This is a genomic window from Pedobacter sp. UYP24, from assembly GCF_054057295.1.
The window spans coordinates 1-15,161 of the sequence record NZ_JBSRZD010000001.1 but is presented as its reverse complement, the minus strand read 5'-3'; the positions used below and the strand labels follow the sequence as shown (position 1 = coordinate 15,161).

Annotated in this window: 12 protein-coding genes; 5 read left to right on the top strand and 7 right to left on the bottom strand. The window is 40.2% G+C overall.

Translation table 11 applies throughout. From position 1 onward, the window contains the following. Positions 1-6 precede the first annotated feature (6 nt). The gene (locus ACVWYN_RS00060) at positions 7-1,278 is read left to right on the top strand and encodes a serine hydroxymethyltransferase (protein ID WP_457286772.1); all 1,272 of its coding nucleotides are present in this window, start codon (positions 7-9) and stop codon (positions 1,276-1,278) included. A 24-nt stretch (positions 1,279-1,302) separates the two neighbouring features. Then, positions 1,303-4,068, top strand: coding sequence for a PAS domain S-box protein (locus ACVWYN_RS00055; protein ID WP_457286771.1), 2,766 nt, complete (start codon positions 1,303-1,305; stop codon positions 4,066-4,068). Positions 4,069-4,168: 100 nt separating this feature from the next. Here the strand turns inward: ACVWYN_RS00055 and ACVWYN_RS00050 are convergent, their stop codons facing one another. The 6 genes from ACVWYN_RS00050 to ACVWYN_RS00025 form a co-directional block, all read right to left on the bottom strand. Beyond that, complete coding sequence (locus ACVWYN_RS00050; RefSeq protein WP_457286770.1) at positions 4,169-5,542, bottom strand: hypothetical protein; 1,374 nt, start codon at positions 5,540-5,542, stop codon at positions 4,169-4,171. Between the two features lie 17 nt (positions 5,543-5,559). Beyond that, positions 5,560-6,294 carry a ComF family protein gene (locus ACVWYN_RS00045; RefSeq protein WP_457286769.1) on the bottom strand — a complete coding sequence of 245 codons (735 nt, stop codon included), beginning with the start codon at positions 6,292-6,294 and terminating at the stop codon, positions 5,560-5,562. A gap of 25 nt (positions 6,295-6,319) precedes the next feature. Then, entirely contained in the window at positions 6,320-7,396 is a 1,077-nt protein-coding gene (gene rlmN, locus ACVWYN_RS00040) for a 23S rRNA (adenine(2503)-C(2))-methyltransferase RlmN (protein ID WP_457286768.1), read from the bottom strand. Between the two features lie 25 nt (positions 7,397-7,421). Then, entirely contained in the window at positions 7,422-8,513 is a 1,092-nt protein-coding gene (gene rluF / locus ACVWYN_RS00035; RefSeq protein ID WP_457286767.1) for a 23S rRNA pseudouridine(2604) synthase RluF, read from the bottom strand. An 82-nt stretch (positions 8,514-8,595) separates the two neighbouring features. Next, entirely contained in the window at positions 8,596-9,093 is a 498-nt protein-coding gene (locus tag ACVWYN_RS00030; RefSeq protein ID WP_457286766.1) for a DinB family protein, read from the bottom strand. A 229-nt stretch (positions 9,094-9,322) separates the two neighbouring features. After that, positions 9,323-9,760, bottom strand: a complete 438-nt coding sequence (locus tag ACVWYN_RS00025) for a hypothetical protein (protein ID WP_457286765.1) — start codon at positions 9,758-9,760, stop codon at positions 9,323-9,325. Positions 9,761-9,901: 141 nt separating this feature from the next. Here ACVWYN_RS00025 and ACVWYN_RS00020 point away from each other — a divergent pair, with 141 nt between their 5' ends. Then, a complete protein-coding gene (locus tag ACVWYN_RS00020) occupies positions 9,902-11,410 on the top strand; it encodes a TPM domain-containing protein (RefSeq protein WP_457286764.1) in 1,509 nt (502 codons plus the stop codon). On the opposite strand, the gene ACVWYN_RS00015 is transcribed toward ACVWYN_RS00020, so the two are convergent. Beyond that, positions 11,357-12,484: an acyltransferase family protein gene (locus ACVWYN_RS00015; RefSeq protein WP_457286763.1), complete on the bottom strand. Its 1,128-nt coding sequence runs from the start codon at positions 12,482-12,484 to the stop codon at positions 11,357-11,359. The genes ACVWYN_RS00020 and ACVWYN_RS00015 overlap by 54 nt on opposite strands. A gap of 633 nt (positions 12,485-13,117) precedes the next feature. On the opposite strand from ACVWYN_RS00015, the gene ACVWYN_RS00010 reads away from it, so the two are divergent. Both ACVWYN_RS00010 and ACVWYN_RS00005 read left to right on the top strand, forming a co-directional pair. Then, positions 13,118-14,401 (top strand): erythromycin esterase family protein, encoded by a 1,284-nt coding sequence (locus ACVWYN_RS00010; RefSeq protein WP_457286762.1) that lies wholly within the window; start codon positions 13,118-13,120, stop codon positions 14,399-14,401. A gap of 424 nt (positions 14,402-14,825) precedes the next feature. Continuing rightward, the gene (locus ACVWYN_RS00005) at positions 14,826-14,954 is read left to right on the top strand and encodes a recombinase family protein (protein ID WP_457286761.1); all 129 of its coding nucleotides are present in this window, start codon (positions 14,826-14,828) and stop codon (positions 14,952-14,954) included. Positions 14,955-15,161 lie beyond the last annotated feature (207 nt).

Sequence of the window (15,161 nt, the reverse complement as noted above, 5' to 3'; positions counted from 1 at the left end):
GAATAAATGACTAGAGATACTACAATTTTTGAATTGATTGACAGAGAATTGGACCGCCAGGAAAACGGGCTTGAACTGATTGCTTCAGAAAATTTTGTAAGCAAGCAGGTAATGGAAGCAGCCGGTTCTTGTTTAACCAACAAATATGCTGAAGGCCTTCCGGGCAAAAGGTATTATGGAGGTTGCCAGGTAGTTGATGAGATAGAAACCATTGCTATTGAGCGTGCTAAAAAGCTTTTTGGTGCAGCATGGGTAAATGTACAACCGCATTCAGGCGCACAGGCAAACGCAGCTGTGATGCTGGCTGTTATACAGCCAGGAGACAAAATTCTTGGATTTGATCTTTCTCATGGAGGTCACTTAACGCATGGTTCTCCTGTTAATTTTTCTGGTAAATTGTATCACCCATTATTCTATGGTGTAAAGAAAGAAGACGGGTTGATTGACTATGCTAAATTAGAAGAAATTGCCCTTGCAGAAAAACCAAAACTAATTATTTGTGGTGCATCTGCCTATTCCAGAGAGTGGGATTATGCCTTCATTAGAAGGGTAGCAGATCAAATCGGCGCATTGGTAATGGCTGATATTTCTCACCCTGCAGGCATGATTGCCAGAGGTTTATTGGCTAACCCACTTCCACATTGCCACATCGTTACCACCACTACTCATAAAACATTGCGTGGCCCCCGCGGAGGAATGATCATGATGGGTAAAGACTTTGAAAACCCATTTGGATTGAAAACTCCTAAAGGAGAAATCAGGATGATGTCTTCTGTATTGGACATGGCAGTTTTTCCTGGTACTCAAGGCGGACCATTAGAGCACATCATTGCTGCAAAAGCCATCGCTTTTGGCGAAGCTTTGAGTGGTGAATATTTGACCTATATCACACAAGTTAAAGCCAATGCGCAGTCTATGGCTAAAGCTTTTGTGGCTAAAGGTTATGGTATCATCTCCGGAGGTACAGATAACCACCTAATGCTGATTGACCTTAGGAATAAGAACATCACGGGGAAGGTTGCTGAGCAAGCTTTGGAAAAAGCAGACATTACCGTGAATAAGAACATGGTTCCCTTTGATGATAAATCTCCGTTTGTGACTTCAGGAATTCGTGTTGGCACAGCAGCAATCACCACAAGAGGTTTTAAAGAAGCTGATATGCAACAGATTGTTGATCTGATCGATCAGGTAATTACAAATCCTGAAGATGAGCAAAATTTAAAACAGGTTAAAGAGCAGGTAATCGCGTTAGTTAGCAAGTTCCCGTTATACCAATAAAACACGCTTTATAAAAAGCAGTTAATGTCATCAACAAGTAGCAAAAATCCCTCAGCCAGTGAAGATGACCGCGTTAAAGCATTGCGGCAGTATGGTATATTGGATACTCCTCAAGAGGAGGCATTTGATAACATTACCAGACTTGCTACACTAATTTGCAATGTGCCTATCGCGCTGATCTCACTGGTCGATGAAGACCGTCTTTTTGTAAAATCCGTTGCTGGAGTAAAAACTACCTATGAGTCCAGAGATGTGTCGTTTAGCTACCACACCATTTTGGGAGATGACCTATTAGAAGTAAAGGATACCTTGCTTGATGAGCGGTTTGTTAATCACCTAAGGGTAGTAAATACGCCGCATGTGCGTTATTACGCCGGCGCGCCACTTATCGACAAGGATGGGTTTAAGCTTGGCGTGATCGGTGTTTTCGATACCAAACCAAATTCTTTGTCTGATGAGCAGAAAGAAGGCTTAAGGATCCTGGCCCGGGAAATCATAACACATCTTTCCTTAAAAAAACAAAGTATAGACCTGGAGGCTAAAACCAATCGTTTTGAGGAATTGCTCAACCTATCTACGGTTTCTCCTGAAATCCATTGCATACTGGATGATACGGGTAAGATCATTTTTATAAATGACGCAGTAACCAGTATTTTAGAATACACAGCAGCAGAGGCCACGGGATTAAGTATGTGGAGTTTTTGTTATGAGGAAGATCAGGCTAGTCTGCTGCAAACCATAGAACATGGTCTTAGGAATAAGATAAAAGGCTTTAACATCGATTTCAGGATCGTCAGCAAGACCGGGATAATACGCTGGTTAAGTTGGAACATGGTGGTAAAAAATCACCGATGGTACACCTACGGCCGAGACATTACCGAGAGTAAAAAGCTTGATAATGAACTGATGAAACTTTCATTCGTTGCGAGTAAGGTAAATAATGCCGTGGTCATTAGTGATGCCAACAACCACGTAACCTGGGTAAATGCCGCCTTTGAAAAGATCACAGGTTTTACCATAGAGGACCTGAAAGGAAAGCGCTTGGGTGACCTTATTGTAGGGCCTAAAACTGATCTTGAGCTATTGGCCAAAGCCAGAGAACAGATTGAACATAACCAATCGTTTACGGTAGACTTACTTGCCTATCGTAAAGACAAACAACCCATTTGGTTGTCTATTTATAATACGGTAGTCTTTAATGATGCCGGCGAAGTAGATATAGAAGTGGAGATTATTATTGACATCACTGAAAAGAAAAACGCCGAAGAAGAGGTCCAATTGTTGTCTATGGTGGCCAGTCAGACCAATACCGGGGTCAACATTTCAGATAATAACGGTAACACCACCTGGATAAATAATAGTCTGGAAAAATTAATAGGCTACACACTTCCGGAACTTCTAGGGAATAAACTGGGTAATGTGATTGCCAATACTGAAAGTCAACGAGACTTACTTTCGGCGTCCAGAAGTAAAGCCAGGAATAACGAGCCTTATTTTATTGAAGTGGAAGCAACTACAAAGCAGGGGAAACGTTTATGGCTTCATGTTGCAAATACACCTGTTGTTAATGATAAGGGACAAGTAGTAAGGCAAATTGACCTGATTACGGATATTACTCAACGCAAACAGGTAGAACGTGAACTGGTAGAATCTAAAGAACAGGCACTGCAATTAAGCGAGGCTAAGGAAATGTTCCTCTCTGTAATGAGTCATGAGATTAGAACGCCTTTAAATGCAGTAATAGGTATGACGCACTTATTGTTGGAAAACGACCCTAAAGTTTCTCAGGTTGGCGATCTTAATGTCCTTAAGTTCTCCGCAGAAAACCTCCTCAATATTATCAATGACATTCTTGATTTCACCAAGATTGATACTGGTCATCTCCAACTGGAATCAATTCCAATGGACATTAAAGCACTTGCTACTGATATTATAAGCTCTTTACAGGTAACTGCTGATAAAAAGGGAAATATATTAACGCTTGTCACTAAGGATCTTCCTCAAAGTGTATTGGGAGATAAGACCAGGCTTTACCAGGTCATCATGAATCTGCTCGGTAATGCCATTAAATTTACAGGACATGGTACAGTTACGCTTAGCATCAGTTTAGCTGGAGAAGATGAAAATAGAGCAGAGGTTTTTTTCCAGGTCAGCGATACCGGAATTGGCATACCAGCAGATAAGCTATCCTATATATTCGAGACTTTTACCCAGGCCAAGAGCGACATTTCCAGGAAGTATGGCGGTACTGGATTGGGGCTGGCAATTACTAAAAAGCTTCTTAAACTGTATAACTCTGATGTTCTGGTAGCGAGTAAAGAGGGCAAAGGCACTACTTTTTCTTTTACCATATTTTTTGAAAAGGCCTTCGGACTAATGGAGGATTCCATTCCTGAAGATCAATTTGCCAGCTTCGCTGGAAAATCCATACTAGTGGTAGATGATAATGAGATCAACATCTTAATTGCCAATCGGATTCTGAGCAAATGGGGTTTTGTGTTTGATTCTGCCCATAGTGGACAAGAAGCCATTCAAAAGGTAATGAGAAAAGAATACGACCTGATCTTTATGGATATTAAGATGCCGGGGATAGACGGATACGAGACCACAGCTATCATTCGTGAACTACCCGGCAATTATCACCAACAAGTGCCAATCATTGCGCTGACTGCATCAACCTTAAGCGCTGATTATATCAAATTTAAGGAATCAGGTATGAATGGACATCTTTTAAAGCCATTTAAGCCAGAGGAGATCAAGCGCATTATCAATCAATATTTCTCTAAATAAAAAAGAGCCGATAACCACTTTCGTGAACTATCGACTCCTAAATTAACGCTCTCAAGAACAAAGGAACGGATTATATTCATATTTCCAAAATAAATTTTAATTATTGTTGCTCAAAACAACCTAGCTCAGAAGGGAACATGCGGGTTGCTCCGCTCATGTCATTGTATAAGAAGCTATTGTAGTAGGTATCGGTCGTTAAAGAAATCCCTTTATTTATTGCCGGACTAATAGTTTGGAGTCTGAAATTGTTGTTTATGGCATCTACAAACTTCGGATCTGTGTTCAGAAAATTATTGGCGGCGAAAGTTTGTACGGCAGTTTTGATCAAGTTTGCTTTAAAATTAGCATTAACTGTAAAAATGCTTTTCGTTTCTACCATAAGCTCCTCAGTCAGCACCCCCCAAATGATGTTATTAGAAACCTCCAGGTCCAGATTACCAGAACGCCCGTTGCCGACATCAGAAAAGTAAAGTGCAGGCGTTCTTCTGGGAAACTCCGGATTATATCCGACAAAAGTATTTTGCTTCAGGTTGTAACTACCACCCCCCACGCCGTATAACAGGTACTGTCCACAGTTGTAGAACAAATTATTGAGGGCAACAATACTTGCCTGGTAACCCGCCACGCCTGCCACTGTCATGTTTTTTACCGTGCTGTTGCTGAGCAATAATTTGGGTATCCCATTAAAAGTTAAAGAATCTACCGTGAGCCCTATAATGGCATTCTTTATCAAAGCATAATTTATCCTGGAGTTTGTGCTGCCCGGATAAAACCGGATGCCCTGCCATTGGCCCGCTTCATTGTCGTAATACGGTTCCCTGCGGTCGCCCGCAAAGAGGATTTGATTGTTTACATTACCGGCAGCGTTAAGTGTGCCGCGAATATTCATTGCCGCATTTCCATGAAAAAGAATTCTAGCGCCCGGTACTATGGTCAGCGTTACATTTTCGGCTACCGTTACAGAACGGTTAATGATGTAGGGGAGCGTGGCACCCCATGTAGTGTTGGCAGAAATGGTTTCACCGTTTATAAATACCGCATTTTGTCCGTATGCCACCAGCGCGATGGACTGCCTATTACCATTAGTATTAAAAAGTACGGAATCTTCTACAATAAAGGGTTGGTTAAGGTTACTTGGATTAATGGTTGCCTTGATGAAGATGCTGATGGAATCCTTCCCGGAGATCCTTACGTTGTCCTTTTCGTTGACGGAAACCCCGTTAATAATCAGGCTAAAAAAAGAACTGTTCCCGCGCCCCAGGCGAATGTTGCTGATACTAACAGCCTTGGGGTCTGTGTTATAAACTTTAATGCGCCTGTTTACAGAACCAACCGCAGTAAATACGGTATCAAATAGCACCGTATCCGTAGAGAAGGATAGTTTAACATGCTGATCTGTGGTTACCACATCGTTCTTCTGGCAGGCCGAAAGAGTTAAAATGCTGCTAAAACAAATCCACAAAAATATACGCATGAACAAACTTAGCCTACTTAGTCGGCAAAAGCAACAGCGGCTATACTTAATTTTGCAATGTTGCTTTTACAGATTTCTAGGGCACAAGCTTCTATTGTGGCCCCCGTGGTAATTACATCATCTACCAGTAAAATATGCTTCCCTTCCAATTCTGCAGGCTTTGCCAGCATAAATACCAACTTCATGTTTTCATGCCTTGCGTACCTGCTCCTGTTGGTTTGTGTACTCGTTTCCGCTACCTTAATCAGGGCAGTTCTGTTTACAGGTACATTCAGCACTGCTGCTATCCCTTTAGCAATGCACACGCTTTGATTATAACCTCTTTTCTGCTCTTTTCGAGGATGCATAGGCACGGGAACAATCAAATCTATCTCCCCGAAAAAAGGAGAAAGCAATAACTTATCCGCCACCATAGCACCCAGCTTTTCGCCCAGCAACATTTGGTTTTTGTATTTGAGGTGATGAATTAAGTTTTGTACCCTTGCACCCTTTTTGAAGTTAAGCAATGCCATTGCCGCATTAAAATTTACCCGGCCCCATAACTGTTTTGCTACCCTGTTCTTTAGATCTAAATGATGGTCGGTGTAAGAGATGTGGTACAGGCAGTCCGTACAAATCAGCGACTCGCCCGCATACAAATGCTTAAAGCAACCATAACAAATATTGGGATAAAGCAGACCTAGCAGGTCTTCCAGAATTCTTTTCAAGGCAATCATGCCCAAACCTGATCTGTTTAAAAGATAAAGCGGCATTATTTTCAGGAATTTATTTTAGAATTTAGTTTGCCGACTGACTTTCCTGAGCTTCTTGCCCTTCTTTAACAGCCAGCTGTCCGCATGCCGCATCAATATCTTTACCTCTGCTGCGTCTGATGTTGGTGTTTACACCCTGACTTTTCAGGTAATTAGAAAATGCATCTATTTTATCACCGTCTGCATTAATGAAATCAGCAAACTGAATAGGGTTGTATTCTATCAAATTTACTTTACAAGGGATGTGTTTACAGAACCTGGCCAACTCAACAGCATCCTGTAGTTCATCATTAAAGTTATTGAATACGATGTACTCGTAGGTAACAGGATTTTTAGTTTTAGAAAAATAATACTTGAGCGCTTCTTCCAATGCTTTTAAAGAGTTTGCCTCGTTAATGGGCATAATCTCATTGCGCTTTTTATCATTGGCGGCATGCAGAGAAAGGGCAAGGTTAAACTTTGCGCCATCATCACCCAATTTTTTAATCATCTTGGCAATACCAGCGGTAGAAACCGTTATGCGCTTATAAGACATGTTTAAACCATCTGCTGCGGTAATGCGGTCTATTGATTTTAACACGTTGGCGTAGTTTAACAAAGGCTCGCCCATGCCCATATAAACGATATTGGTAAGCGGTACCTTATAATTCAGCTTAGCCTGCTGATCAATTAACACCACCTGGTCGTATATTTCATCGGCATTCAGGTTGCGTTTGCGGTCCATATAACCCGTTGCACAAAACTTACAGGTTAAGCTGCAACCAACTTGAGAACTTACACAAGCCGTCATTCGGTCGTCCATTGGTATCAACACACCCTCTACAATATTTCCATCGTAAAGCCTGAAGGCATTTTTTATGGTATGGTCGTTACTGAACTGAGAATTGCTAACCGCTACTACATTAATGGTATAATGGTCGTCCAGTTTTGCTCTTAATTCTTTAGAAAGATTACTCATTTCCTCAAAGGAACGGGCAGATTTTTCCCAAAGCCATTGATAAACTTGCTTGGCCCTGTAGGAAGGCTCCTTCATGGCAACGAAGTGTTGCTGTAGCTGCGACAAATCCAGCGCGCGAATATCTATTTTCTTAGTAGCAGGCATTTAGGCGCAAAGATACCAAAAAAAATTACCTTTTCGGACTTCTGGTTTTAGCTCCCGGAGTTCCCGATCTGCCATTTCCCGGCTTAACAGGTCTTTTACTCGGACCACCGCTTTTATTCCAGTCGCCAGATCCAGTACTAGCCGATCTTGAGCTGGTTGTCGCGGCTCCCCTTGCAGCACTTGCAGGTTTAGCGCCTGCCTTGCCTTTACCGCCGGCTGGTCTGTCTGCCCTGCTCACAGAAGAAGAACGACCAGTACCTGGCGAACCTTTGGCAGATTTATAACCCGGTGTTCTGCTAGAAGCACGCCTAGGCGTAACGTTCTCCATCAGGTTTTCCTCAAAAACAGTCTTAGGCTTTTTATTAACACGTTTTGGCACAGCCGATGCAACTTCAAGAGAACTTGATTTGGCCACCATATTGTAGATGTCGGTTTGTTCTTGCGGCGTTAACTCTCTCCACTCCCCAACAGGAATGCCTTTTACACTAATATTCATAATGCGTACCCGTTCCAGCTTGGTTACATCAAAGCCAAAATGTTCGCACATCCTTCTAATTTGTCTGTTAAGACCTTGGATCAAAGTGATTTTGAAAGTAAAGTTACTTTCCTTAACCACCTTGCATTTCTTGGTCATCACGCCCAATACCGGAACACCTTTAGCCATACCCGTCATAAAAGCTTCCGTAAGCGGCTTGTTTACTGTAACTACATACTCTTTCTCGTGGTTGTTGCCGGCGCGGAGAATTTTGTTCACCAAATCGCCATTATTCGTTAGAAAAATAAGACCCTGAGAATCCTTATCCAATCTTCCGATAGGGAATACCCTTTCGCTGTGGTTAACATGATCAACAATATTGCTTTTAACACCAGCTTCAGTGGTGCTGGTTATTCCAACGGGTTTATTATAAGCAATTAGCACCGTATTTTCCGCAGCCTGCGGCTCGATAGTCTGACCGTTTACCAATACAATATCGCCAAAGATTACTTTGTCGCCTACTTTGGCTTTCTTACCGTTAATGTATACATTACCCTGCTCAATATACCTGTCTGCCGCCCTTCTGGAGCACAGACCACTTTCACTAATGTATTTATTTAATCGGATATCAGACTCAGCCATAATTGGGGTATAAATTGAAATATTTTACAAAGAAATCAATTTATACCCACATATACTACCAAAATCTTTAAAGGCCTGATTATTAGAGGGCAATTTCGTCGGCGCTTGGCCCGTAGCTACCCGGAATCGGGATGTCCAGCAATCTTAAATAAACGCCAAGTTGCGCACGGTGGTGAATGGTTTGACTAATGCTCATTCTAATGATGTCTGCTTTTGCCCTGGTACTGTAAATCTGGTCGCCATTTCTCATGGTCCAGGGCTCGCCCAATACAATCTCATTTTTATCTATCAGTTGTTCGCGGGCTTCAGTTAAGTTTTTCTCAAAAAACTCCAGCAGATCTGCTGTGCTATTAATAACCGGAGCAACATGCGTATTGTCCCCAAAGTCGAGCTCATCGGTGGTCAGCGTTATGCTTACCCAGCCTGGTAATTCTGCTACGTGAGTGGCGAGCCTTTTAAGCGTCATGCTTTTTGGATGAGGCTGCCAGTCGAATTTGTCTGCTGGTACTATGGATAACATTTTGCGTGTAGTTAAGGCTTCTTCTTCCAGTTCCCTTAAAAAAGTTTTGATTCTGTTCATATCATATTTATTTTGAACAAAGAAAAGAGTGGCGACTGACAACCCTATGGCAGTGCGAAATTTGTGGCAAGAAATATATTCGCTTCGGGTTGGTTTGGGGTTTAGCTGCGTTTTAGTCGTAGTTTGTTCGTGTTTGGGTACCCTGTACACGAACAAACACCGTAGAAACCACGAGGAATCTACGAGTGAAGGGAGAATGAGGGGAGGATTGCATAAAAACCAGTCGCACCTAATGCGCTCTTTGGAACAGCAGCTTCTCCAAAATTATTTTTCCTTTAAAATCTACAAACTTGGTCACATAGGTTAATGTGTTGTTTTTTACGGTCATTTCACTATAAGGTGCATGATGCTCCTTTTCGGCTGGCATAATAAGCTTCCCGTGTTCAATAAAGGCCTTATAAGCATCTCCACTCTCTTGCTTCTGATATTTGCTGGTCCAATCGTTGATTGTTGCGTAACCTTCTTTTTCCATCGATATTGTCAAGTGTCTGGTCGTTTTTTTATTTACCCATGCCCCTGTAAAGACTTTTTTGGCCATCCTGATTTCAGTAGGAGTTTGTGCAAATCCGGCTGAATTTATCAGCATTAGGATCACAATAATAAATGGAGCACACCAAGTTTTTAATAAAATCTTTCTTTTGATAATGGAGTAAGTATCTTTTAACATGGCCTATTGGATTGAAGTTAAATGACAGACAAAAATTAAGCCGCAAGATTTTAAAGCACCTATCAAACAGTATCTCGCTTTTTGTGTTGGTATTATATGCACAACTCTAAATTTCTCGTTCTTTTGTATGCTTGCCTCGTGATGGTAGCCTGCAAGTCTCCTGGCTCTTCAGATAAGGATTTGATCAGTTCAATCCCTGATCCAAAAACGATTAATGAATCTTATGTAAGCAATCCTGACGGTCTGCTTTCTGAATCTACGGTGTCATCGTTAAATTCCAGGTTAAGTCCGCTGGATCAGTCAGGCCTGGTACACATAGACGTTGTGTTTGTAAAAACCATTGGCGACAATGTTCCTAAAGAAATTGCCCATCAGCTGTTTAGGAAATGGAAGATTGGCGACAAGAATAAAAATAATGGCTTACTTATTTTTATGGTAAAGGATCAGAAAAGAATTGAATTTGAGACCGGCTACGGACTTGAAGGTCCATTGCCAGACGTAACATGCCTTAGCATTCAGAGAGAATATATGATTCCTGCTGCAAAGAACGGTGATTTTGATCTGGCAATACAAAATGGCGTAGAAGCAGTTATTCGCGTTTTGCAAGCAGATGAGAACAATAGTTCTACAGGATTGGCAACAGAAATACCAGATAAAGCGGTTGTAGATACGTCATCTGTAGCGGTTGTAGAGCAATCAAATGTTGTTAAACCCTATATAGAATCCAGACCGCAACCTGTGGTGTCTGATTCATTGCCATTTAAAAAATCACTTGGACCAATAGGAGGACTTATAAGTCTGATTATTTTAATCATATACTTTATTTTGGTAAAAAGGATTGCCAGGGACTTAGCCGGAGGTGGGAAAAAGAATGTTTACGGTGGCTCTTTTTGGTTTATGCTGATCGTTCCGGTTGCAGGTGTTGCGCTGCTTAATTTGTACCTTCCTTTTTCATGGATAGAGGTTAGGCAGTTCATTATATTTTACCTGTTTTTAGCACTTTTTATTCAAATCCATTATTGGATGCTCAACTGGCGGCTGCCAAAAACATTTGATGGTTTGGACAATCATGCCCAATATTTGAAATGGCAGGAGAAATATGCCTGGATGGAATGGGCATTATGGATTTTCCCATATCCTTTTTTTAAATCCCTTTGGAATGGGTATCAGGAGCGCCAAAAGGCTTTAAGAGATGCTCCTGTTCTTTGCAAAAGTTGTAATAAAGGAATGGTTCGACTTAACGAGAAAGACGATGATGCTTACTTGTCTAAAGGACAGGTAACTGAAGAGCAAATCAGTTCTGTTGATTACGATGTTTGGACCTGTACGGCCTGTAATGAAAAAGTAATACTGGACTATAGTAATGTGAAGTCGAAGGCTACCGAGTGCTCTGAATGCCACTTTAAAACGATGATGTTTAAAAGTACCCATATTGTTAAAAGCGCAACAACATCAAGCGAAGGAGCGGGGTACATCCTCTCTGTTTGTAGCTATTGCAAGTTCAATGATAAAGTTCCCTACACCATTGCAAAAATTTCTACTTCATCGAGCAGCTCATCCTCGTCTTCAAGTAGTTCCAGCAGCTCATCCTCCTCATCAAGTAGCAGTGGTGGATCTTCTGGCGGCGGTGGCGGCGGCAGTAGCTGGTAGAAGCTTGCGCAAGTATTTTCTAACCGGAATATCGTAAACCACCATCACCAGATAGGCAAATCCCACTAACAAGATTAAGGAGGTAATAACGATGACGGCTAACTGCCCGCCAGCGGGTTTATGACTGGTGTAGTAGTTTCCAAACATCCATAATGCTGCATAATGCGTCATATACAATGGATAGGATATTTTGCCTGAAAACACGCAGAGCTTTTTGAAGCCTTCTGTTAAGGTAGCTCCGGCACCCAGTGCGATCAACATTGGCAAGTAAACCAATACTACTGTGGGTTGTGAAAGCCAGTTCCATTTTCCAAATGGCATTAGAAATGCCAGGAATAACAATACAGCTATGCCTATGAAGCCAAGTTTGTTTTTTATGTTCCAGTTGAAACGGTAAATTGCGAGGCCAGCTAAAAAGGAATAAAAGATTCTGGCACCCCCGTCCCAAAAGCTGCTTCCATCCCAGCCGCCTATTAAATTACCCGACCGATAGCTTACAAAGCAAAGCGTTGCAGCAGCAAAAAGGGTCAATAACAACAATACATTACGACTAATGCGAATGAGAATCAGTACATAAAAAATGTTGGCCACATACTCCCAAAATAAAGACCATGCTGGCGCATTTAAACTGAATAAATTAAAAGCTCGTTCTTGCATTACCGGGAAAGGGATTAGCAAAACAGATGTTACAAATATTAGTGCAGTTTTACCGGAATTATACAATTCAGGACGGCCACCAAATGGATCAAATAAAAAGGTGATTAAACCCAAAAATGAACCAAAGATAATCAATGGATGCAGCCTGATAAGTCTTGACTTGAAGAATTGTATCACACCCATTTTGCCAATTCGATCGTCATAGGCATAACCAATTACAAATCCTGATAGGCAAAAAAAGAAATCTACGGCGAGGAAACCATGAGCGATAAAGTTTTGGCTAGGATCAGTGTAGGTCCATTCCATAAAATGGAAGATGACAACCGCAACAGCCGCCAGACCTCTTAATCCATCAAGAATCGCAAAGTGTTGTTTGCTTTTTAAGATATCGGGAGATAGTAGGTTGGTTTCTTTCATTTAGTCTATGTATTTTTTTATCATGTTCATCAATTTAAGTCATGTGACGTGAATAGAAGTCGAGTAACTTTAAAAGTTATTTTTGCGTTCTCTGATAACAAAAATACAGACTTGCCGCAGACTGTAAGTTTTTCAAGCGCATAATTCAGCTAGACTTGAAATTTACAGATTTATGTTGACTAAGCGATATGCCAATTAATATATGTCCGAGCTATATTACATATAGTTTTCAAATCATATAATTCTTAAAAACACCGATCATCTTTTGGTGCATTGATTTACCTAGGCCATATTTTTTCCAGGATAGCAGTTGTCTTCATGCGGAAAACCGCCGTCGATTAAAGTTTCTGCAATTTCATTTTACCGTTACGGAGGATTAACTTTTAGCGCAAACTTTTTATGGAGATAAAGTGTTGAAAAAAGAAATGACATAGATTATTAAAAAAAGACCGTTTTTTGATATTTTATTGATCTTGCTGGATATTATATTAAACCGACCAAAAATAATTTAGAACCTCAGCTATTTACACTATCATACCAAAATCTACTTAACCAAGCATTTTTTGAAATGAAAATGCATATTATTACATCTGATTTTTTAAATCGATATCAATAATCTCAACCTCAGTTTTTATGAAAATTTTTATTAAATCCCTATTAAAAACAACCACTTTTATTTTCTTTTTGCCAATTATGCTTTTCGCCCAGGTTAATAATATAACAGCAGCGATAGATAGTAAATTAATTCCTTTGAAATCTGTTGAAGTTTCTGGTAATTTATCAGATTTGAAACCTTTAGAAGCGAAAATTGATGACAAGCGGATCTTTCTTATGGGTGAGGCCACTCACGGAACACATGAGTTTTTCACAACTAAGCAGCGACTTGTCCAGTTTCTCGTAAATGAGTTAAATTATAAAGTTTTTGTTATTGAGGGAGATATGGCAGGAGCAGAATATATGAATGATTATATAGGATCAGGAAAGGGGGCTGCTAAGAACGCTCTTGAAAAAATGGCTATTGGAGTGTGGATGAATCAGGATTTCGTAAATCTTATCGAATGGATGAAGTCATATAACGAGAATAAGAAAAAGGAAGATAAAATCAAATTCTATGGGTGTGATATGCAGTTTGCTGTTAATAGTGGCCAGATGTTGTTGGATGGAGCCATAAAACTTGTGACATCAATTAGTGAAAAAGCAAAGCTAGGATTACAGGTTCTGACAAAGTATAATTATGGAAAAATAGAAAATTCGGAACTATCGAATTTAGCAAAATTGGAGGCCGAATTAAAAAATGCAGTTGTTGAGGAAAAAGATCCTATTCTCTTGGGTAAATTTCAGAGATATATAAGGGGAATTCTACAGACATTAGAATACTCGAAAGCAAAATATCTTTACGACAAAGACGTAATAAGGGATAAAAGTATGGCCGAAAATGTAGAGTCGATCTATGAGGAACAAGGCATGAGTAAAATGATAGTATGGGCCCATAATTTTCATGTTTCGAAAGACTTTACAATGAATAAGAACCTTCCGATGGGATCCTATATATCTTCAAAATTTCCAAAAGAGACATATGTTATGGGATTCTCCTTTAACTGTGGAAGTTTTCGGGCTTTTAATACTCAAACAAATAAATATGGAGAGTGTATTGTACTACCTGTTACAAACAAAAATTCTATTGAAACATTTTTTTCCAAATGTTCTGCTCCAAACTTCATACTAGATTTCAACAGCTCAAAAAATAATAGTCTTATAAACAGCTTTCTAAATCAACAACTGTATTCAAGAGGTATTGGAGGAGTATATGATCCAAAGAAACAATTGAATGGTCGGGGTGGTACCTATCAAAAGCTGATAAAAATGTACGATGGGATTGTATTCATTAATGCAACCACAATGACGGTTCCTCTATGATAGCTCAATTGCATGTGGGACTTTTAACGATATGCCCCATAGCTTCTCGCTAATCATTATCAAAATACCCTCCTTTTTCGATAATTATTTTGATCAAAAGGCCAGGCTATTAAACAAATCAAACCTATCTCATTTAAGCCTAAAATATCTTTTCTCTTTTTTGCCAATTCTCACAAACCCATTCCATTAATCAAAATCATTTTTAGGTTTTTGATAATGAGTTTTTGATAATGAAAATAACATGAAAATAGGCTATGCAAGAGTAAGTACTGCAGATCAAATTAGATCTTCAATTTAATACGCTAACAGAATATGGATGCACAACAATCTACCAGGAAAAAATTTCTGGAAAGAGTATAGATAGAGCGGGAATTAAAAAATTCTAAAAGAGCCAAAAAAAGGCGATCATGTTGTTATTTAGAAATTGGATCGTCTTGGCCGACCTCTTCGAAACCTGGTTCATCTGGTTGCTCTTTTCCATGAACAAGAAGTGACCTTTGTCCGCTTATGTGATAACATTAGCACGATAACCGCTAACGGTAGGTTTAAATAATATTTTGCTTCATTAGCAGAGTTCAAAAGAGAGACTATATGTGAAAGTACTAAGGCGGGGCTTGTTGCTGCAAGGGCAAGAGGAGGAAAGGGAAGGAGATCAAAAGGCTTATTGTCTATAACGGTGATACTGGGCCAGCGAAAACGGATGATAGCGGGCCAGTCATTACGGTAATCAACGGGCCACTTTTCATGTACAATTATAAGT